This is a genomic window from Nostoc sp. ATCC 53789 (assembly GCF_009873495.1).
GTDB lineage: Bacteria > Cyanobacteriota > Cyanobacteriia > Cyanobacteriales > Nostocaceae > Nostoc > Nostoc muscorum_A.
Genome location: NZ_CP046703.1, coordinates 4,491,078 through 4,511,241, shown reverse-complemented (window position 1 = coordinate 4,511,241; position 20,164 = coordinate 4,491,078). Strand labels below are relative to the sequence as shown.

Sequence of the window (20,164 nt, the reverse complement as noted above, 5' to 3'; positions counted from 1 at the left end):
CCTAGACGAAAGATAAAACTTTTATCTAGGATGCTTCACAACCAAAAACTGTTGCTGATACAACAATTAGGGACAAAATGTGATATTTAAACTAGAGCTATCAGCTAGCAGAAACGGTTAAACTGCCGGGTTTCTGAAGATCACCTTGCAAAACCACACCTCGCTGATTGGCATGGATATGACGCAAAATCTTGTAAATTGCCTCAACTTGGTCTGATGCGCCAGCTTTCTCGGCGAGTTCGTCAAGAGAAATGGGAGTTTTTTCTTTTTGCAGCACTGCTACCACTCGTGTTTGCAAATCGAGAATGGAGGCAGCAGCTTTTTTGCCAGCTTCTACCCCTGGCTGATGGTAGGCGTTGACGTTAACCAAGCTAGCGTATAAACCAACAGCACGTTCATACAAAGCTATTAATGCCCCTACAGTTCGGGGGTTAACTTGGGGAATGGTAACTGTAATCGAATCGCGGTGATTTTCATAAAGCGCTTGTCGGGTTCCTTGGAGAAAACCGGAAAGATAATCGCCTGATGTAACTCCCGGATCTATTTCAGTGGATGGGCCCTGACGATCTTCCAACACTTCAACGAAGGTAGCAAAGAAATTCGCTACACCCTCACGCAACTGCTGGACGTAAGCGTGTTGATCTGTTGAGCCTTTATTGCCATAAACGGCGATGCCTTGATGGACAACGTTACCGTCTAAGTCTTTTTCCTTGCCCAAAGATTCCATCACCAGCTGTTGCAAATAGCGACTGAATAAAAACAAGCTGTCCTTGTAAGGTAAGACAACCATATCTTTTTCGCCCTTTCCATTACCAGCAAAGTACCAAGACAAAGCTAGCAAGGCTGCTGGGTTATTTTTCACATCTGGGACGCGGGTAGCGTCATCCATTTCTTTTGCACCATCTAGGATGGCGCGAACATCAATGCCCTGTAATGCGGCTGGTACTAGCCCCACAGCAGACATTTCTGATGTGCGTCCTCCCACCCAGTCATACATGGGAAATCTGGCCAGCCAACCTTCATCTTTGGCTAGTTTATCGAGGTTGCTGTCAACGCTGGTAATTGCTACCGCATATTGAGCAAATTCCAAATTATGTCCAGCGTAAGCTTTTTTAACCTCAATCATGCCGTTGCGAGGTTCCGGTGTTCCCCCAGATTTGGAGATTACCAATACCAAAGTGCTGGCGAGGCTATTTCGTAGATGATTGATAACGCGATCGATACCTGCCGGATCGTTGTTATCGATAAAGTGAAGTTTCAGAGGTGGGAAATCAGGAGCAAGAGCTTCTGCGACGAATTGGGGCCCGAGTGCGGAACCACCAATGCCAATGGAGATAATATCCGTGAAGCGGCTTGCTCTGGGAGGATGAATAGCACCTGTTTGGACTTTTTCCGCAAAAGCTTCGATTTGTTCTAGGGTTTGGACTATTTCTTGTGTAAGTTCTGGAGTTGGCGCTAAATCAGGATTTCGCAGCCAGTAGTGTCCAACCATGCGGTTCTCGTCGGGATTTGCGATCGCACCCTTCTCCAGTTCCGCCATATCCGCAAACGCCTTGTCAAACTTCGGCTGCAACGAATCCACAAAGGCATCATCGAACCGCATTCGACTTATGTCTAAGTACAGTCCCAATCCCTCGTGGAAATATAACCAGTTTTGGTATCGTTGCCAAAGTGCCCTAGCATCCATAGGGAAATCTCAAATAAAGTGTTTTTCAAAAACCAGTTTAATGTAAGGTTATAGCGATCCCTGCCTAGCCTTATACAGTTTACAGTTTTAAGTGTTCCCTTAACTCTTCACTTTAAACATCTGGCATAGGAATGACACGCAGAAATTTCACAATTTCACCCCTGATTTCTATACCAATCAGGTAATTATCCAGTGTGAAACGGTGAAAAATGCCTTCACCATCAAGCTGTCGTAGTTCTTTTAGATCGCTCAGTTGCCACTTTTGGGCTAACTCAACAAAGACAAAATCATGCACCCGCTCGTAAGCAGCAGGTTCTAAATTTTTCAGGTCTAGCAAAAAAGACCTTGCATAGCGCATTTCTAGACTCACTAGGCTTTACCTTAACCAAAACTTGAGGGGCCACTGGCACAAGAAAAGAAAGCGCTGCTGAATCAGAAAAACATCAACAGTCGTACCGCTTCTTCATGGGTTAAGATATCCCACGGTTGCTGCGCTCGCTTAACTTGTTGTATCGCTTTGAGCATATAAAAGTCATAATATAAACCTTCCAGAACGTTCCAAATGTCTTGCAAATCGTCATCACCTAATTGCTCGATTAAGTGATGCATTCTCAGCCTCAGCAAATTCATAGGCCAATTTTTACCTACAACCCAACACCAACAGTAAATATTATTCCCACAAAATTAGCAAAGGTTAACGGCAATGTAGCACTATGCTCAAGCTACGCTAAAATTTATTCGCCCAGTTAAGGGGCAGGGGGCAGAGGGGCAGGGGAGGCAGGGGGGACAAGGGGACAAGGGGACAAGGTGATTTGAGTGAGAACCTTTCAACAAGTCTTTCCCAATTCCCAATTCCCAATTCCCAATTCTCAATTCCCAATGCCCAATTCCCAATTCCCAATTCCCAATTTCCAATTCCCAATTTCCAATTCCCAATTCCCAATTTCCAATTCCCAATGCCAATTCCCAATTCCCAATTCCCAATGCCAAAATAACTATTTAATATGGTTGACTATCTTATTTTCTTAGCAATTTCTACAGCACTTTTTGCTTTATTCGGACTGGGACTCAATTTACAGTGGGGCTTTACAGGGTTAATTAACTTTGGTCATATTGCTTTCATGACCCTTGGAGCGTATACAACGGTATTGTTAAGTTTAAAGGGCGTGCCCCTATTTATATCGGCAGTAGCTGGGGCAATTGTCGCCGCATTGTTGGGTTTGATAATTGGTTTTGCAACTCTACGCTTACGGGAAGATTATTTAGGAATTGTCACCATTGGTACGGGCGAATTAATTCGTTTGGTGGTAAATAATCAGGATTTACCTGTGGGTGATACCTGGGTTTCTGGGGCGTTTGGTGTGCAAAGTTATTCCATACCCCTATCCACAGAGCCGAATTTGTTTGTCAGATTAGTGATGATTGGGTTGTTAACGCTACTAGCTGCTGTAACTTTTTTTACGTTATGGCAATGGATTCGTACCACCCAAATATCTCGGACTACTGATTTAGGCAAAAGGACAACTAGCAAGCAAGAATTTTTGTCGCGCTTGGTTGTGGGAATTATATTAGCAGTTTTGGCAACAGCAATTTATATTTCTGGGGTAATTGGACTGTATAATTACAACCCAAAAGCGGGTTTAATGCTGGTGTTGCTGTTGGTTTTAGCACTTGTATACTGGCGCTTAGAAATTTTGGTGCGATCGCCTTGGGGTAGAATTCTCAAAGCCATCCGTGAAGATGAAGAAATTCCCAAGGCGCTGGGAAAAAATGTCTTTTGGTATAAATTACAATCTCTCATGTTAGGGGGTGCGATCGCGGGTATAGCTGGTGCTTTCTTTGCTTGGCAACTCAGCGCCATTTACCCTGATAATTTTCAACCGCAGATCACCTTTGACACTTGGATCATGGTGATCTTAGGCGGTTCTGGAAATAACGTTGGCACAATCTTAGGTGCGGTAATTTTCTTTGCTTACGATGCGCTAACACGAGAAGTCTTACCTAGAATCGTCCCCCTTGATGAAGCCCGTTTGGGTGCATTTCGCATTATGGTAATCGGACTAATTTTGATGATACTGATGATTTGGCGACCTCAAGGTATTCTAGGGAAAAAGGAGGAACTCACCCTTGGTAAATAACCAGTCATCGCCCCTTCCCCTTTTGGTAGCCACTGGACTTTCTAAAAGCTTTGGTGGTGTCAAAGCAGTTAATGAGGCGAGAATCGAAGTTGCTAAAGGCAGCATTACGGGCTTGATTGGCCCCAATGGTGCTGGTAAAACCACTTTATTTAACTTACTCTCAAACTTCATCCGTCCAGATAAGGGACGAGTAATTTTTGACGGCGAACCCATTCACAACTTGCAACCATACCAAATCGCTCAGCAGGGAGTAATCCGCACTTTTCAGGTTGCGCGGACTCTCTCGCGGTTGTCGGTGTTAGAAAATATGCTGCTGGCGGCGCAAAAACAAACGGGTGAAAATTTTTGGCAGGTACAGTTGCAACCGCACGTTGTCGCTAAGGAAGAAAAGCAACTCCAAGAACGGGCAATGTTCTTGTTAGAATCGGTAGGCTTGGCAAAAAAAGCACACGATTATGCTGGTTGCTTGTCTGGTGGACAACGTAAGCTGCTGGAAATGGGACGAGCGCTGATGACTAATCCCAAGTTAATTTTGTTGGATGAACCGGCTGCTGGGGTGAATCCGAAACTGATTGATGATATTTGCGATCGCATTATCACTTGGAATCGCCAAGACGGAATGACCTTTTTGATTATTGAACACAATATGGATGTGATTATGTCCTTGTGCGATCGCGTTTGGGTGCTTGCTGAAGGACAAAATTTAGCTGACGGTACACCCGCAGAAATTCAAACTAATCCCAAAGTTTTAGAAGCTTATCTGGGAAAATAATTTATCAAATGTTTTGGACAATAAATTCCTCTTTACGGATTTGTTATATGTTCTTTTCGCCTCTGTGGTTAAATAAATTAATTTTTTAAACCGCAGAGGCACAGAGAACGCTGAGAAAAAATAAGAGATTTTACAAGTTGCCCTGAAAGGGGTAGTCTTACATATTTTATTATGAAAGCCATAGATACCCGACTTCTCAAATCAGTGGGGTATCTTCCTGGTCGCAGTTATATTTTAGGATTATTCGGGAATATTAAGCTATGAGAGCTTAAACACAATATTAAGTTTTGGATATTTGGAGATGTATTTATGAAAAAGATTGCTGAGTCAACGATCATCGCTATCATCCTGCTTGGACTTTGCAGTTGCAACTCAGTTAAAACAACGGAACTGAAAGATTCTAATCCAGTTACCAGCCAAACTGATTCTCAAGACCAAAAGCTCATCAAAATTGGTGGTTCTAGTTCAACGGTAACTGTTTTAAAACTTTTAGCAAAAGGCTATGAATCCCAAAATAAAACTGTCAAAATTGAATTTATCTCCAATAGCCAATCGGAAGGTGTGATCGCAGCCCTAAAAAACAATATTATTGATATCGCTGGTAGTAGTCACAAACTCAAACCAGAAGAAGACAACGGTAAAATTCAATATCGTGAATTTGCACAAGATTTGTTACTTATCGCCACCCATAACAGTGTTAAAGGTGTTAATAATCTCTCAACCAAGCAATTAAAAGCAATTTATAAAGGGGAGATAAAAAATTGGCGAGAGTTAGGCGGCCCTGATGCAAATATTGTAGTGTTGGATAGGCCCGAAGACGAATCAGCAAAAAAGTTATTGCGAAAATATTATTTGGGAGAAGATAAGACTACAACTAAAGCCGTGATTTTAAACAAAGAGGGCGAATTGATCGAAACCTTACAAAGTACTCCTAATTCCATCGGCGCTTTTTCTTTGGCTTATTCCCTAATCAATCAATTACCTGTCAATCATCTCAGCCTCAATGGTGTTGCTCCCAAATCGCAAAACTTTAGCAGTGGGCAATATAAAATGGTGCGTCGTATAGGTATTCTCTGGAACAAAACACCTTCAGCAGCTACTCAGAATTTTATTGATTTTATCTTGAGTAAAGAAGGTGAAAAACTACTACAAAATAATGGCTTTGTTCCTACCAAATAAATTGAACGTGCCATGCAGAAATTTTTCAGGGGGCTGAGACTCAGCCAAAAAATTGTTCTACCGATACTTGCAGTTTGTCTCAGCGTATTCCTATTTGGCTTAGTAGTGCTAGGAAATTGGTTTACCGATAGTTTGGAGCAAAATTTTCGCGAAGAGGTCGAAAGTTTTTCTGAACGAGTTTATCAGGATTTCCAGTATGAACAGCAAACTCTAGAAACTGAAATAGAACTGATTGCTAATCGAGATATGCTGAGTCAGGCTGTAAAACAGCGCGATCAAAGTTTGCTTTTGCAAATATTACTACCACTTAAATCTATTTTAAAATTGGATTGGATTAAGGTAATTGATACTCAAGGTAATGTCCTCGTAGATTTACGAAATAATTCCTTGAGTCAAGCCAAATTCTCAGATAAGGTAGTTACCAATACTGCAATTAAAGGAGCGAATTTATACGATTTGGTAGATGTAAAAGGTGAAGGTGAGCAACAAGTTCTCGAAGTAGTCACAAATGGAATCAAATCATCAGCAGGACTCTTGGGAGGAATCATTATTGGCAACTTACTAGACGACACTCTACTACAAAAAATTGCTGCTGGTTCCTCTAAACATCTGATTATCCACAGACAAAATCGTGTATTTGCTGCAACCTTGTTGATTGCAAGCAGGGAGGTAAATTGGCAATTTCCTGCTCTTGATTTGTCTCCTAAACAAATCGCTATTGATAACAAAAACTATTTAGCTAAAACTATCATATTTCCAGGAGTAAGTCAGTCTTTAAAAGCCACAATTTTGTATCCTATCTCACTGCTAGAGGTTGAACAACAAAAGTTATGGAAATATTTAGGATTGTTGTTTTTGCTGGGAAGCAGTATTGTAGCGGTTATTGGGTTTTTAATTGCGCGAACAATTACTCGTCACCTAAAAGCTGTGACACAGGTAGCACAACGAGTTACTCAAGAATCTAATTTTGATCTCCAAGCTCCCGTAAATACTGAAGATGAAGTTGGGATTTTAGCCATTTCTTTTAACCAATTAATTCAACAGGTAAAGCGACTATTAGCAGAACAAAATGAAGCAAATCAAAAGCTAGAGTCTTACAGCCAAACATTAGAAGAAAAAATAGAAGAACGAACGCAAGCAATGCGACAAAAAAATATCGTTCTCAAGGAAACTTTACAGGAACTTAGGCTTACCCAGTCCCAATTAATCCAGAACGAAAAAATGTATTCTTTGGGACAATTAGTTGCTGGTATTGCTCATGAAATCAACAATCCAGTTAACTTCATCTACGGCAATCTAAAGTACACTGATGATTATACTCAGCAGTTGTTGTGGTTACTTCAACTTTATCAAAAACATTACCCCTATCCAGAACCAGAAATTCAAAATGCTAAAGAAGAAGCTGATATTGAATATTTAACAGAAGATTTGCCTAAAATGTTGGCTTCTATGAAGATTGGAGCCAGTCGCATTCGAGAAATTGTTCTCAGTTTACGAATCTTCTCTCGTTTGGATGAAGCCGAGTTTAAAAGTGCTGATATTCATGAAGGGATTGACAGCACACTGTTGATTTTACAACACCGAATCAAATCGCAAAACGCTCGTCCTCAAATTACAGTGATCAAAGAGTATGGTGATATCCCTAAAATTCAATGCTTTGCAGGACAATTAAATCAGGTATTTATGAATATCTTGGCAAATAGCATTGATGCTTTAGAAGAGGCTTTTGAAAAGGGGCTTTGTCAAGAACCGATAATTCGTATTTCTTCAATCCAGGTGAATGAAAATGTAGTTGTTAATATTGCTGATAATGGCACAGGGATTCCAGAAGCAATCCAGTCTCGTCTATTTGACCCCTTTTTCACGACAAAAGCAGTTGGCAAAGGTACTGGTATGGGATTGTCAATTAGCTACCAGATAATTACTGACAAACACGGTGGCTCGTTAAAGTGTATTTCATCACCGGGAGGAGGTACAGAGTTCGTAATTACAATCCCAGTTCGATAGATAATTTAGCACAATACAGCAGCTTTCTTTTGCATGAGGCACAAAGTCACTGGTTTTGAGGCAGGAGGCAGAAGGCAGGAGGCAGGAGGGAGAAGAATAATTTGATTTGTGAATCCTTGGTTCCGTACCTCATTTAGTTGCAAAGTGCTGTATTTCTATAAAGATTTAAATTGCTCTGGTTGCATAACTAACTTCTAATTAGATAGATATCTAATTGAAAAGTTCAAATCCCCAACTTCTCCAAGAACTTGGGGATTTTGTTGTTAAATTTAACTAAACTGCTCCCCTGCATCCAGGTTGAACAGCATTTGCAGGGTTTGCATACAGCGCCGTCTAGCTTCAACATCTTGCTGCGATCGCAACTGTACCATCGGGTCATGTAAAATTTTATTGACAATTCCCCGTGTTAATGCTTCAATCACCTCTTGATGTTTTTCAGCGAATTCCGAACCCAATCTTGATAAAGCTTTTTCTAACTCTTGTTCGCGGATGGTTTCAACTTTATTTCGCAGACAGCTAATAGTGGTAACAGTTTCTAAACTGCGCCACCAAATATCAAAAGCTTCCACTTCTTCTTCTAAAAGTCGCTCGGCTTCCTGTGCAATCTTCCGACGGCTTTCGTAGTTTTGCGCCACTACAGCCTTTAAATCATCCACATTAAACGCCTGCACATTTTCCAGTTCATTGACATCCGCATGAACATTACGCGGCACAGAAATATCAAATAACATCAATGAACGCTGAACTTCTAAAACCATTTCCAACTTGGCGCGGTCAAGTATCGGCTCTGTTGCCGAAGTACTTGTAAACACCAAATCACTTTCGGCAATCACTGCCATCATTTCCGATAACGGATGAATTTGGATCGGTTGTCCAGGGAACTGCTTCGCCAATTCTTCAGCACGTTCACGAGAGCGATTTACAATACTAATTTGCACAGCACCTTTAGAAAGTAGGTGTTGCACCAGCAGGCGTGACATTTTACCAGCGCCCAAAATTACCACTCGGCAAGCTGCTAAATTTGCCACTTTTATCTGTGCTAATTCCACAGCTGCCGAACTAATAGAAACAGCGCCAGTACCAATACTAGTTTCAGTCCGAACCCGCTTACCAGCTGTCAGCGCTTGTTTAAATAATCGATTCAAAATGGTTTTTATACCGTTATATTGCTGTCCCAGTTTGTGAGTAGTTTTCACCTGAGCCAGAATTTGACCTTCTCCGAGTACCAGACTATCTAAACCACCTGCTACTCGCATGACGTGCATCACTGCATCATCATGTAGCAACATAAATAGGTGCTGTCGCAGAGAAAGAACGGGCAATTTACTATATTCGGCAAGAAACTGAGTTATCTCTCGGATACCTTGGTCTGCTTCACTGGTAACAATGTAGATTTCCAGGCGATTACAAGTGCTAAGAATTGCAACTTCATCAATATGAGGATAGCTGGCCAGTTGAGCGATCGCACTTTCAATTTGTGGTTCTGGAATGCTCAGTTTTTCCCGGACTTCTACTGGGGCTGTTTTATGGCTTAACCCCACCACTGCTATATTCATTTGCTAAATCGTAGTTACTAGTTGGTAGTTGAGAATAGGGCATTGAGTCAGAATAGGGAATGGGGAATTTTGTTTATTGGTTGGTAGTTTTTCCCAGCAACAAACAACTATTAATCACTAACTACTAACTACTAACTACTGCAAGGGTGAAGCATTTGGGTGACTATTTTTCAGTTTGATCGAAAGATTTCTTTCCAAATGCTTCGCCCATACTTTTATTTCCCCATTCCCTAAAAATTAGTTCAGTTGGAGAGTCTTGGGTTCACCAAACATGTGAATTGTATCAACAAATCGAGCAGTTTTTGACTGGTTGGAAATTACCAAGCTTTGAGTTCTGGCTCCGCCGTTGAAGAAACGTACACCATTCATCAGATTACCACTGGTAATGCCGCTAGCAGCGAACAGAACAGTTTCACCAGATGCTAGTTCGTGAGCATCATAGACCTTATCGGGGTCATTGATATTCATCGACTTTAAACGATCAATGTTAGCTTCTCTGCTTTCTCCAATCAGACCTGTTTTGACTACTGCCGGATCATAAATCAGTTGACCTTGGAAGTGTCCACCTAAAGCACGCATTGCAGCTGCCGAGATTACACCTTCAGGAGCCGCACCAATACCCATCAGAGCGTGGATATTAGTTCCAGCAAAACCGCAGCTTATAGCTGCACCCACATCACCGTCTGAAATTAGTGAGACTCTCGCTCCAGCCTCACGGATTTCTTTAATTAAATCGTTGTGGCGTTCGCGCTTCATGACCACAATCACAAGTTCTTCAATATTCCGATCTAGGCACTCAGCGAGAATCTTCAGGTTTTCTGTTGCTGACTTGTTGATGTCTACCTTGCCCTTAGCCGCAGGAGGTGCTGCTAACTTCTTCATGTAAAAGTCAGGAGCTGCAAATAATCCACCCTTTTCAGAAATTGCCAACACAGCCATCGAACCAGGTTGTCCATAAGCTACCAGGTTCGTACCTTCACAGGGGTCAACGGCGATATCAATTTCAATTAGTTCATCAGGGTTACAGAAATTTGCAGCATCTGGTTGGGTACAGATACCAACTTCTTCCCCGATGTATAGCATCGGTGCGTCATCGCGTTCACCTTCTCCGATAACGATGCGACCGCGCATGTGGATTTTATTCATCCGCTCCCGCATAGCTTCCACAGCTACCTGGTCAGCGATATTTTTTTCGCCTTTGCCCATCCATTTCGAGGAAGCGATCGCGGCTTGCTCTACTACTTCAATAATCTCTAACCCAAGTGTATTTTCCACAGAGTCTGCCCTCTCAACTGCTTGAATTTCCGCCGCTTTATCTGGCTATTTCAGTCTTCAAGTCTACCAAAGGGCGGATACACGTGGAAGAAAGTTAAGTTTTACTGCTAACTGGTTAGAAAAGTACCATCTAGCACATCCTTATTTTTCACTCATCCAACTCCAGTATAAAACCTGTTTAAAAGTAACTAAGTTAAAAACTGCACAAATTATTTAGCAGTAAATATTTTAGAATATTGCTGTTCTTCAGTGTTTATATTCAGGTATAAAATAATAAAGAAAAAAGTTAGTAAATTCACTAAAAACTGAAAAACGAAGCGCAGAGTAAATAGCTTGTCAAATTGAGAGGTCAATAGTGTTTATCGACTACATCACACTCATGTTGATCAATATGGTAGCTGGGCTATTTCTACTGGCTGACTATGTGTATCGTGGTATAGATAGTTCTAATCAGAGACAGTGGATTCCCGGTTTTGGAATTACGGGTGCGATCGCACTAACAACTGGTTTACACATGAGCTTCACCTGGCCAGTTATTGGTAGCTTTAATATTGCCTTCGGTGAGACAAGTGTCCTATTTGGAATCTTGTTTGTTGCGGCTGCGATCGCACTTGCTCAAGGTTGGGATTTATCGACAATAGCAATTTACGGCTTCTTTGCTGGCCTAGTTGCGATCGTAGTGGGTTTCCGCATCATCAACTTGAACATGACTAAGCAACCGCTTCTATCAGGAATCGGCTTTATTTTAACTGGCTTAGGTGGTATTTTTGCAGCGCCAACTCTCTACTGGAAAACCAACCGAACCTGGCGGCTAATTGGCGTAGCAGTGCTAATAGTAGCTGCTCTAATTTGGGCATTAACTGGATATTTGGCTTACTGGAATCATTTAGAGGGTTTCCAAAAGTGGGTTCCAGCGCCGATGCGGTAAGCAATGATCTAGGCTAGAGACATAGTTAAAATCTTGCTTAAGAAAATATGCTGGACTTTCTTAATCCCCTCTTAAATCGCCATCCAGAGCGAGTTAAAGCCAACGTCGAGCTTTACACCTGGCAAACTTGCCCTTACTGCATTCGTGCCAAAATACTGCTGTGGTGGAAAGGTGTAAATTTTACTGAATATAAAATTGACGGTGATGAAGCAGCCAGAGCTAAAATGGCAGAACGCGCTAACGGAAGACGTACCGTACCGCAAATTTTCATTAATAACCAGCACATTGGTGGCTGCGATGACCTCTATCAGCTAGACACACAAAGCCAACTCGATCCCCTTTTAGCTCAAGTTGCTATTTAGCTTGAACCGACAGAAGTCCCACGCCTGAACCGCTCTTGGCAGCGTGGGATAAATATTAAGGTTTTTTAACCCACGGAGGTGGGTTTTATTTGTTTAGACGCGGTTTCTAAGCGCCCATTTCTTGTTAAATTATCTTGCCCGTCCAAAGGCGAGTATAATTTTAAAATTTTTATATTGATAAGAATATGCTAACTAAATACACAGAATATCTTATACATCAACAATGGATGAATTGTGCCTTAGAATTAGCAAAAGCAGCCGGTGATGCAGGTGAGGTTCCCGTAGGTGCTGTTATCATTGATTCAACAGGCAAATTGCTGGCACAAGGAGAAAACAGAAAAGAACGCGACAAAGACCCTACCGCCCATGCGGAAATTCTCGCTCTGAAGACAGCTGCAACAACTTTACAAAATTGGCATCTTAATGAATGTACCCTCTACGTAACTCTTGAACCGTGTCCGATGTGTGCAGGTGCTATTTTGCAAGCGCGTGTCGGACAACTTGTATATGGAGTAGACGATACAAAAACTGGCGCAATACGTACAGCTATTAACATACCCGATAGTGCTGCTTCTAATCACCGTCTCCAAGTCATTGGAGGCATTCTAGAGTCAGCTTGTCGTCAACAATTACAGGCTTGGTTTGCTACTAGGCGGCGTAAGGTAAACTAACGGACAGAGGTAAAACTGTCCATCTAGTACGACACAAGTCACGCAAGAGAATCTACGGTGTAACTAATCAGGCTTTTCGTTAAATTTTTACCCGTCAATCAGCTGCATCCGTCATGATGGAATTTTACTCTTCATCCGATCCCTGCCAGCGCCCATCAGCTAATCATCAGGTAGCTGGTACTACTTCAAGGGTTTCTCCTTGGTTAAGTCCTCTGGCATATTTATTAGGCCGTCACTGCCTATTACCATTATTCTTTGGGCAAATTAGAATAACCGGACAAAAAAATATCCCTACAACTGGGCCTATTATCCTCGCGCCTACTCATCGGGCACGTTGGGATGCATTACTTGTACCCTATGCGACTGCTGATTGTCGCAGAGAACAAGACCTGCGGTTTATGGTGACAATTGACGAATGCCAGGGTTTACAAGGCTGGTTTGTCAAACGTTTGGGGGGGTTTCCGGTAAATTCTAAGCATCCGTCAATCCGCACACTGCGACATGGAGTTGAGCTACTTCAGCAGAAAAAAACCCTGGTCATTTTTCCAGAAGGTAATATTTTTCGTGATGGCCAAGTTCACCAGTTGAAGCCGGGAATTGCTCGTCTTGCTTTGAGTGCTGAATCTAGTCATTCTGGGCTGGGAGTGAAAATTATACCCATAGGTATTAATTACAGCCAACCTTATCCAAATTGGGGTACAGATGTCAGTATTGATATTGGCTCCCCAATCAGAGTAGCGGAATACATGAGTGGTTGTATAAAATACGATGCCAAAAGCATCACAACTGATTTAGGAAAGGCACTGCAACAATTAAGTCATCAAGAAACAAAAATTACTAATCACGCATTTGCAGAAATTACTAACTCTTGATCTTGTCAAAAGGCAAAAGTTACAATACTGCCTCTTAACCCCTGACCGTGCATGATTAAGAAACTGCACATTTTCAATGTTTGACACTAATTGCTAACTAGCTATATCCATCCTGAATTAAGTCACTAAAGATTTAGTGCTATTTTGCAAGCTTTGAGGATGTATACATATATAGATTACTCCCTATTGACAGGATATTTAGCCAAATTGACATTTTTTTGAGTAAATAGCTAATAATTGTCTGCAAACTACTGAATTGCTTTAGAAGAAACATTTTTGCTACTTCAGTTAGATAGTTACAAGGTGGTTGCGAGTAAACCGATGATTGGAAAATCAGAGTAATTAACGTGTTAACCCAGCCCACCGTAGTATCGCTCATCACGAAGATTTAAGTTAGTTACTATACAAGGGCAATGGGAACTCTATTAAAGCGATTTTCAGTCCTAAATCAGAGATACTTAGGATGTAACTTTGCTTTGTCCAAAACCAAAACAGAGTTAAGATACCCGAAGTTTCCATAACTTTTTATATAGTTGTCGCACTAATTGATCCCATGAACACTGCTGCCGCTGTTACCTTGATGCACCGTACCCTTTTATCAGTCATAGCAGTCCTCAGCCTGCTATCACCTGTGAATGCTCAGGTATCACAGTCACCAGGCACTAATAGCCCACAACCCATTGACCCCAACGATCCTAATAATCTGCGCCCCATAACCCAAAGTAACAGCCTTTTGAGCATTGAAGGTGGCGATCGCTTAGTAAAAGATGCAGAACAAGCTGTTTCTGCTCAAAACTACACCTTAGCTGCTAAAAAGCTACAAGAAGCACGTCAGGTTTATAATCAGCTATCTAATTTTTATCAAGAGTTAAATTCTAGCTTTTCGGGAATTGACAATAGAGTTTCTGATTCTCAGCGTCAAAAAGCTCTATTAACAGCCCAAAAGCGAGATGAAGCCACCTTTCAGCTAGCATTGGTACATCGCGCCCAAAATCAGCCAGAATTAGCTGTGCCGTTGTTGGTTCAAATAATTAAGAGTCAAAACCCGACACGAGATTTAGGCAAGAAAGCTTATAAACAGTTGTTTGAGTTGGGTTTTGTTGATTCTCCCTATCCCAGAGAAGGTGGTACTTCATCTTCCTCATCCCCAAAAAAATAAATTAAATTTTTGTTGCCTCTTTTTCCCATCTCCCTTATCTCCCTAATTAGTCGCTTGAGAATGCCCCAGTGCTAGGATAGAGCTATCCGCCATTGCCAAAACCTGAGCGTTCTCAAAAATACACCTCAGAGGCGGGTTTATCTACAGCCTTGCCAAAACCTGAAGTTGGCACGGGCATTTACTCCATATCTGTTAATAATAGAAAAGTAAGTTTTTTCAGGAATTGCGATGATTAGTCCGCAGCAGGTTGAGGCAATGATCAAGGCGGAACTGCCAGACGCACAGGTTCAGGTGCAAGACTTGACTGGTGGCGGCGACCACTATCAAGTGACAGTAGTTTCATCGCACTTTGCAGGTAAAGGACTAGTGCAACAGCACCAGTTAGTTTATGGTGCGTTGGGTCAAGCTATGTCAACTGAAGCGATTCATGCCTTGGCGGTAAAAACATACACTCCCGAAGCTTGGCAAGCTACAGCAAGTTCCTAAAGTTAGGAGTATAGGAGTTAGGAGTTATAAAATTTTTAACTCCTCAGTCATCATCGTTGAATGCAACATAGGAAATACAAATACCATGACACCAGAAATCAAAGAGAAAATTGATAACTTGCTAGAACAGAACAAAATTCTAGTTTTTATGAAGGGAAACAAGTTAATGCCCCAATGTGGTTTCTCCAACAACGTTGTGCAGATTCTCAATACCTTGGGAGTTCCCTTCGAGACGGTTGATGTTCTCTCAGACTCTGAAATCCGTCAAGGAATTAAAGAATACTCTAACTGGCCAACAATTCCCCAAGTGTATATCAATGGTGAATTTGTTGGCGGTTCTGATATCTTGATTGAACTTTACCAAAAAGGTGAATTGCAACAAAAGGTAGAAGTAGCACTAGCTTCCTAATGTCTCTCTAAGTAAAGTAGAGGGAATACGCTCAATTTGCGCTTCTTTATCAAGGCAATGTGCCATTTTTAATGCCCTTGAAAGGAGAGACACTATTTATCTCCCCTTTCAAGGCTTTTTAATAGGTTTTAGTCAACAATCCCCTCAGTCACATTGGCAAAACCAATATAAGGCTGAGGGGATGCGTTTAATCAATACAATATCTCCAAAATCTCACACCACGGCAACCCGTTGACCAATACAGATAATATGCTATAATCATCTGCGGTAATTAACGGTTACTATTAATGACCAACTAAATGGTACTTAGTAGTAATCTGGTTGTGGCTGTGGTTGCGGCACTGCAAAATTTGACCCATCGTACAAGAAGCGGCTGGCCTCCTCTTCTAGACGATGAATCAGATAAGGTTCAATGACGTTACTTTGTCGCAATGCGGCTAGATATCCATCCAAATACATCCGCATATCATCCGTGCGATAACCGCGATTCCATAACTCGGCGAAGGCGTCGGTGAGTCTTTGGTAATAGCGGATGGTTTGTGTGTCTTGGAGCATAACTGCTGTATTAATCTCTTGGAATGAGAATTGTAAATGATTCACGCTCAAATGTGAAGTGTAATTTTACTTTGACATCAACTCAAAGTCTACACATCTACTTTGGGTAGTACCCTCATAGCAGCTACACGCTACTTTAATCCTATTCCAGAAAACACCGATTCTAGTTATCTGCTCAGTTATTTGTCTGATTTTCATATTCAATGACCCAATTGTATTGGTGTTATATTCCTGGATAAGGGCAGTAATTTTGCTGAGAAATCTACTTTTACTATCAGGTTGAAAAGCTGTTGTATTAACGTTTTGCTGATTGGTTATAGATATTCCCACATTACACCCATAAAAAGCAGAATGTTAAGCTACAAGAATTTTTGATACGTCTAACAACACTGCTGAGAAATTTAATAAAAATTTAATAATATTTCTAATCCCCTATCGCCAAGGCATAAATTAAAGATTTTGCCACGTTTTTTATGAGGAAATGTAAAGCTAATAGCAGTTGAAGTAACAAAGGCTACAAAACCTTAGAGATGGGCTTGTTACTTTGAAAGTCATCAGACGCTAAGGGGTCTTGCCGCCGTGGGTTCGGTTTGTATAGAAATCATTGAGGGGAATCCCCATCTGAGGTCGTTGTTGGGTTGGCACTTGCAACAGCTGGAATACCGTGTGCATCAAGCTGCCAGTATTTATCAAGCAAGGGAAGTATTTTTAAGCCATCAACCAACACTGGTAGTATTGGATGCAGACCTGCCTGATGGTGATGGCATTGAGTTTTGTCGTTGGTTGCATCGTCAGCAGCAGCCTCTAATCTTAATGCTATCTGCTCGTAATAGTGAAGGTGATATCGTCGCAGGTTTAAAGGCGGGTGCAGATGATTACCTGAGTAAACCTTTTGGGATGCAAGAGTTTTTGGCACGGGTAGAGGCACTGATTCGCCGGAAACGCACACCTACTGCACCAGCTTATTTGGATTATGGCACTTTGCAAATAGATTTAGTCCAGCGCCGTGTCCGCTTCCAGGGAGAGTTTATCGACTTAACGCCCCAAGAATTCAGTTTATTGTACGTTTTGGCACAAGCTGGGGGAGTACCTCTGAGTAGGTCGGAATTACTGCGTCGTGCTTGGCCTGACGCTATTGATAACCCTCGTACCATTGATACTCACGTTTTATCGCTGCGGAAAAAGGTTGAACTTGATCCTCGCCAACCAAACTTGATTCAAACTATCCGCAATGTAGGATACCGTTTTAACATGGAAATTTTGAATACCAATATTTCACAATCACAAACAACAAAGTTAGCTAGAGAGAGATTTAATAATCAACGTTCAACACTTACTAGTAGTCAAGTTTGATAAAGAGTTGGGAATTGGGAATTGGGAAGGTTAGATAACGACTCTTGATTTCTGTCTCCTGACCCGTTCAAAATCCAAAATCGTCTTGAGCTTCTGCTTGAATTAAGGTTTCTCGTAATTCAAGCCAGTCTATCTCAGAGACTGTTTGATTTGTGGATAAATGACCTTGTTTTAGGTGTAATAATCGAGTACAAAACATTTGGGCAAGTTCCAGTTGGTGATTTACCATCAGAATCGTGGTTTGATGAGTTTGACTCAACTGGTTTAAGACTTGCATGAGATGGGAAGCTGTACCAGCATCAAGGGCAGAGGTTGGCTCGTCTAATAATAATATTTTAGGCTGGATGAGTAAGGCACGAGCGATCGCTACTAGTTGTCGTTGTCCAGCAGAAAGTTGTACCTCAGTTCGCCCTAACCATTCATTGGGAATGTGCAGTTGTTCTGTCCAATAACTGACTTGTTGCTGAATTGTCTGTTTGGGCAAACCACGCAAAACTAAAGGATAAGCCAAGGTTTGCTGAACTGTCATCCCTAACAGCTTTGACTCTTGCAATACAAGTACAACCATCTGGCGTAGCTGGATGACAGGAATTTGGCGATATTCTTGATTTTCTAGATAGATTTTGCCACTGGTGGGTTCAATTAGGCGGTTGATGAGGCGTAATAACGAAGTTTTACCAGCGCCTACTGACCCTACAATTGCAATACGTTCGCCCTGAAATACTTCCAAGTCAATATCTCGCAATATGGGATACCCTTGCTGATTGCCTGGAAGTTGGGTTTTCAGCTTTGTAAACAGATTAACTTGCTCTAGCCTGAGTGTTACCTTATTCAAGGGGAGTGGGGAGATATGGAGATGGGGAAGCAGGGGAAGCAGGGGAAGAAGAACTATTGATTGATTCTTGACCCATGCCCAATGCCCTATGCCAATTTTAAGTTAATTGTGCAGTAGTTAAAGCTGTAGCGATCGCCCAGCCATCGACTAATAGTAACAGCAGCGTGAATCCTAGTAAAATCAGGTACATCCACGGCTGTGCTAAAGGGCGAACATCTGTAGTATCAATGCCTGTCTTTGCTTGGACAATTTGCACAAAACGGGCAAATCCAGCTACACGCATTGGTAGTAAATAAGCTTTCCCATCATGGCTGAGGAAGTAATAAACTAGCCCTCCTTGACCAGTGGTGCGGGGTTTTAACTCTTTCACCTCTGACCAAGGTAAAAACCAGCCTTTACGAAAAAATCGAGGCACCCAGGCGGGGTAAGTAACCTGAATTCCCTGGTCATCTACCACTACTTGTTCAGTCAATACAGCGTACAAGGCAACTAAACCGATGCTAATCCCTATCCACAAAAATTCTGGAGGTACGGGTGCGGCTGTTACCTGCGATAAAAAGGGTAATGGGACTGTGAGTGCTATGTATAGACTCAGCAGCGTTATCCGAATTAAAGGAGACAGACGAAAAATAGAAACTGAGATATTGGCTGAGTTTGCTGTCACGGCTTAATTACAATGCTTTTCTTCATTGTAGGGTAGGTCTATGTCTTAGCTGGACTGTTGAAATAAGGTATGCCACTTTAATAATTCGTAATTCGTAATTACTAATTCTTTAAGGTAAATACTTTTGCACTACAATCCAACCAGTCAGGGATACCCAGGCAAATCCTATAAACAGAATAATATTTACGCCGATATGTAAGGGTCTAGCCCAAGACCGTCTGGCACTAATTTGCGTGGCGCTGAAAGCAGACAGTAAAACTAATGCTACCACTATCAATCCCGCAACTAAATGTGAGGAGTGACCTAAAGAACCAAAGTGCCCTAAAGTGCCAACAATACCGATAGCCAGCAATAGTAGCACTAAGCTTACCATGCTGATACCCATTGTATAGTGGAGCGATCGCACCCCTTTATTTCCGCCCATAAATGGCGTAATAAAAGGAAATTGCTGCGAAGTTCTCGCTCGAAACATTAAAACGCCGGTGATTGCTAACATCAGATATGCTAGTAGGGACAAACCCATCGACCAGGCCGCTATTTTCCACAACCAAAGAAATGAAGGCAGATTCATAAGAATGATTGTAGATGAGAGTGGGCAGTGGGGAAATCAGGAGATAAGGTGAGAAATTGCAACAAGTCTTTTACCTTGTCTCCAACTCTCCTTGTTTCCATGTCCCATGCCCAATATAAAAAGGGCTGCCGAATTCAGCAACCCTAAAATTGAGTCAAATTGTTTTTTTTAATTAACAGCTGCTAAAGAGCGACTTGTAAGGGTTTTATACTATCTCCAGTGTTTGTATTAATTTGCTGCACCAATGATTTGGTATTAATAGGGTCTTTTCCAGATAATGAGTCTGTATCAAACTCATGAGTACTGGTTTCTTCGAGCATCAGGCGATCGCACGGAATCTTATCGGATAAAATTGCACTTGCCATCATCCCTGTATGAATCTCCAATTGACCTTTTCGTGGAGCTTCAAAAACTAAACGTTGTCCAGGGAAAACAACCCTTTCAAAGTACCAGTTGGGAATATTGCAGATGCGAGCCACCTGTATTTTGCTCGTGGCATTAATGTAGCAGCAGAGAATTTTTCCCGATTGCTCAGGTGGTAGAGGATCTAATATTTGAGCCATAACTGCTGAGGAGCTTTACGCCACAATTTTACATTACACTGGGCAAGCCTAGCACTCACTGATCCCCAGTTGCTGTAACTGTGAATACCAACTGTGTCTTTGGAGATTATTTCTTCCTAAAG

22 protein-coding genes are annotated in these 20,164 nt (G+C 41.8%); 12 read left to right on the top strand and 10 right to left on the bottom strand.

The window, feature by feature from the left end; all coding sequences use genetic code 11:
- Window positions 1–100: 100 nt before the first annotated feature.
- The 3 genes from GJB62_RS18535 to GJB62_RS18525 form a co-directional block, all read right to left on the bottom strand.
- Complete coding sequence (locus GJB62_RS18535) at window positions 101–1,687, bottom strand: glucose-6-phosphate isomerase (protein WP_114082805.1); 1,587 nt, start codon at window positions 1,685–1,687, stop codon at window positions 101–103.
- Between the two features lie 112 nt (window positions 1,688–1,799).
- Complete coding sequence (locus GJB62_RS18530) at window positions 1,800–2,057, bottom strand: hypothetical protein (protein ID WP_012410276.1); 258 nt, start codon at window positions 2,055–2,057, stop codon at window positions 1,800–1,802.
- A 62-nt stretch (window positions 2,058–2,119) separates the two neighbouring features.
- Complete coding sequence (locus GJB62_RS18525) at window positions 2,120–2,317, bottom strand: hypothetical protein (RefSeq protein WP_114082804.1); 198 nt, start codon at window positions 2,315–2,317, stop codon at window positions 2,120–2,122.
- 374 nt (window positions 2,318–2,691) lie between these two features.
- On the opposite strand from GJB62_RS18525, the gene GJB62_RS18520 reads away from it, so the two are divergent.
- From GJB62_RS18520 to GJB62_RS18505, 4 genes are all read left to right on the top strand, one after another.
- The gene (locus GJB62_RS18520; protein ID WP_114082803.1) at window positions 2,692–3,825 is read left to right on the top strand and encodes a branched-chain amino acid ABC transporter permease; all 1,134 of its coding nucleotides are present in this window, start codon (window positions 2,692–2,694) and stop codon (window positions 3,823–3,825) included.
- Window positions 3,815–4,597: an ABC transporter ATP-binding protein gene (locus GJB62_RS18515; RefSeq protein ID WP_114082802.1), complete on the top strand. Its 783-nt coding sequence runs from the start codon at window positions 3,815–3,817 to the stop codon at window positions 4,595–4,597. Before GJB62_RS18520 ends, GJB62_RS18515 begins: the two co-directional genes overlap by 11 nt.
- 309 nt (window positions 4,598–4,906) lie before the next feature.
- A complete protein-coding gene (locus tag GJB62_RS18510) occupies window positions 4,907–5,776 on the top strand; it encodes a substrate-binding domain-containing protein (RefSeq protein WP_114082801.1) in 870 nt (289 codons plus the stop codon).
- 12 nt (window positions 5,777–5,788) lie between these two features.
- A complete protein-coding gene (locus tag GJB62_RS18505) occupies window positions 5,789–7,783 on the top strand; it encodes an ATP-binding protein (protein WP_114082800.1) in 1,995 nt (664 codons plus the stop codon).
- Between the two features lie 269 nt (window positions 7,784–8,052).
- Here the strand turns inward: GJB62_RS18505 and GJB62_RS18500 are convergent, their stop codons facing one another.
- Together GJB62_RS18500 and glpX are read right to left on the bottom strand one after the other, a co-directional pair.
- Window positions 8,053–9,339: a glutamyl-tRNA reductase gene (locus tag GJB62_RS18500; RefSeq protein WP_114082799.1), complete on the bottom strand. Its 1,287-nt coding sequence runs from the start codon at window positions 9,337–9,339 to the stop codon at window positions 8,053–8,055.
- A gap of 237 nt (window positions 9,340–9,576) precedes the next feature.
- Complete coding sequence (glpX, locus tag GJB62_RS18495; protein WP_114082798.1) at window positions 9,577–10,614, bottom strand: class II fructose-bisphosphatase; 1,038 nt, start codon at window positions 10,612–10,614, stop codon at window positions 9,577–9,579.
- A gap of 355 nt (window positions 10,615–10,969) precedes the next feature.
- Between glpX and GJB62_RS18490 the strand changes: the two genes are divergently transcribed.
- From GJB62_RS18490 to grxD, 7 genes are all read left to right on the top strand, one after another.
- Window positions 10,970–11,542, top strand: coding sequence for a DUF981 domain-containing protein (locus GJB62_RS18490; protein ID WP_114082797.1), 573 nt, complete (start codon window positions 10,970–10,972; stop codon window positions 11,540–11,542).
- A 47-nt stretch (window positions 11,543–11,589) separates the two neighbouring features.
- Window positions 11,590–11,904 carry a glutaredoxin 3 gene (gene grxC / locus GJB62_RS18485; RefSeq protein ID WP_114082796.1) on the top strand — a complete coding sequence of 105 codons (315 nt, stop codon included), beginning with the start codon at window positions 11,590–11,592 and terminating at the stop codon, window positions 11,902–11,904.
- Window positions 11,905–12,089: 185 nt separating this feature from the next.
- Window positions 12,090–12,575, top strand: a complete 486-nt coding sequence (gene tadA, locus GJB62_RS18480) for a tRNA adenosine(34) deaminase TadA (protein ID WP_114082795.1) — start codon at window positions 12,090–12,092, stop codon at window positions 12,573–12,575.
- A gap of 113 nt (window positions 12,576–12,688) precedes the next feature.
- Window positions 12,689–13,447 carry a 1-acyl-sn-glycerol-3-phosphate acyltransferase gene (locus GJB62_RS18475; protein ID WP_114082794.1) on the top strand — a complete coding sequence of 253 codons (759 nt, stop codon included), beginning with the start codon at window positions 12,689–12,691 and terminating at the stop codon, window positions 13,445–13,447.
- A 553-nt stretch (window positions 13,448–14,000) separates the two neighbouring features.
- Window positions 14,001–14,606, top strand: coding sequence for a hypothetical protein (locus GJB62_RS18470; RefSeq protein ID WP_114082793.1), 606 nt, complete (start codon window positions 14,001–14,003; stop codon window positions 14,604–14,606).
- 228 nt (window positions 14,607–14,834) lie between these two features.
- A complete protein-coding gene (locus tag GJB62_RS18465) occupies window positions 14,835–15,092 on the top strand; it encodes a BolA family transcriptional regulator (protein WP_069070136.1) in 258 nt (85 codons plus the stop codon).
- A gap of 85 nt (window positions 15,093–15,177) precedes the next feature.
- Complete coding sequence (gene grxD, locus GJB62_RS18460) at window positions 15,178–15,501, top strand: Grx4 family monothiol glutaredoxin (protein ID WP_114082792.1); 324 nt, start codon at window positions 15,178–15,180, stop codon at window positions 15,499–15,501.
- Between the two features lie 306 nt (window positions 15,502–15,807).
- Here grxD and GJB62_RS18455 read toward each other — a convergent pair whose 3' ends face one another.
- Window positions 15,808–16,056, bottom strand: coding sequence for a DUF6761 family protein (locus GJB62_RS18455; protein ID WP_094332830.1), 249 nt, complete (start codon window positions 16,054–16,056; stop codon window positions 15,808–15,810).
- 579 nt (window positions 16,057–16,635) lie between these two features.
- Between GJB62_RS18455 and GJB62_RS18450 the strand changes: the two genes are divergently transcribed.
- Window positions 16,636–17,409, top strand: a complete 774-nt coding sequence (locus GJB62_RS18450) for a response regulator transcription factor (protein WP_012410259.1) — start codon at window positions 16,636–16,638, stop codon at window positions 17,407–17,409.
- Between the two features lie 67 nt (window positions 17,410–17,476).
- Here the strand turns inward: GJB62_RS18450 and GJB62_RS18445 are convergent, their stop codons facing one another.
- The 4 genes from GJB62_RS18445 to GJB62_RS18430 form a co-directional block, all read right to left on the bottom strand.
- Window positions 17,477–18,244, bottom strand: coding sequence for an ATP-binding cassette domain-containing protein (locus tag GJB62_RS18445; RefSeq protein ID WP_114082791.1), 768 nt, complete (start codon window positions 18,242–18,244; stop codon window positions 17,477–17,479).
- A gap of 97 nt (window positions 18,245–18,341) precedes the next feature.
- A complete protein-coding gene (locus GJB62_RS18440) occupies window positions 18,342–18,908 on the bottom strand; it encodes a hypothetical protein (RefSeq protein WP_114082790.1) in 567 nt (188 codons plus the stop codon).
- A gap of 109 nt (window positions 18,909–19,017) precedes the next feature.
- Window positions 19,018–19,479 (bottom strand): DUF4079 domain-containing protein, encoded by a 462-nt coding sequence (locus GJB62_RS18435; RefSeq protein WP_114082789.1) that lies wholly within the window; start codon window positions 19,477–19,479, stop codon window positions 19,018–19,020.
- A 182-nt stretch (window positions 19,480–19,661) separates the two neighbouring features.
- Complete coding sequence (locus tag GJB62_RS18430) at window positions 19,662–20,042, bottom strand: DUF1830 domain-containing protein (protein ID WP_114082788.1); 381 nt, start codon at window positions 20,040–20,042, stop codon at window positions 19,662–19,664.
- Window positions 20,043–20,164 lie beyond the last annotated feature (122 nt).

Excerpts from the sequence above, each read along its gene's own strand:
- tadA (WP_114082795.1), top strand. The coding sequence starts at position 12,090 with ATGCTAACTAAATACACAGAATATCTTATACATCAACAATGGATGAAT.
- GJB62_RS18430 (WP_114082788.1), bottom strand. The coding sequence starts at position 20,042 with ATGGCTCAAATATTAGATCCTCTACCACCTGAGCAATCGGGAAAAATT.
- GJB62_RS18435 (WP_114082789.1), bottom strand. The coding sequence starts at position 19,479 with ATGAATCTGCCTTCATTTCTTTGGTTGTGGAAAATAGCGGCCTGGTCG.
- grxC (WP_114082796.1), top strand. The coding sequence starts at position 11,590 with ATGCTGGACTTTCTTAATCCCCTCTTAAATCGCCATCCAGAGCGAGTT.
- grxD (WP_114082792.1), top strand. The coding sequence starts at position 15,178 with ATGACACCAGAAATCAAAGAGAAAATTGATAACTTGCTAGAACAGAAC.
- GJB62_RS18505 (WP_114082800.1), top strand. The coding sequence starts at position 5,789 with ATGCAGAAATTTTTCAGGGGGCTGAGACTCAGCCAAAAAATTGTTCTA.
- GJB62_RS18510 (WP_114082801.1), top strand. The coding sequence starts at position 4,907 with ATGAAAAAGATTGCTGAGTCAACGATCATCGCTATCATCCTGCTTGGA.
- GJB62_RS18470 (WP_114082793.1), top strand. The coding sequence starts at position 14,001 with ATGAACACTGCTGCCGCTGTTACCTTGATGCACCGTACCCTTTTATCA.
- GJB62_RS18535 (WP_114082805.1), bottom strand. The coding sequence starts at position 1,687 with ATGGATGCTAGGGCACTTTGGCAACGATACCAAAACTGGTTATATTTC.
- GJB62_RS18465 (WP_069070136.1), top strand. The coding sequence starts at position 14,835 with ATGATTAGTCCGCAGCAGGTTGAGGCAATGATCAAGGCGGAACTGCCA.
- GJB62_RS18520 (WP_114082803.1), top strand. The coding sequence starts at position 2,692 with ATGGTTGACTATCTTATTTTCTTAGCAATTTCTACAGCACTTTTTGCT.
- GJB62_RS18500 (WP_114082799.1), bottom strand. The coding sequence starts at position 9,339 with ATGAATATAGCAGTGGTGGGGTTAAGCCATAAAACAGCCCCAGTAGAA.
- GJB62_RS18525 (WP_114082804.1), bottom strand. The coding sequence starts at position 2,317 with ATGAATTTGCTGAGGCTGAGAATGCATCACTTAATCGAGCAATTAGGT.
- GJB62_RS18455 (WP_094332830.1), bottom strand. The coding sequence starts at position 16,056 with ATGCTCCAAGACACACAAACCATCCGCTATTACCAAAGACTCACCGAC.
- GJB62_RS18475 (WP_114082794.1), top strand. The coding sequence starts at position 12,689 with ATGATGGAATTTTACTCTTCATCCGATCCCTGCCAGCGCCCATCAGCT.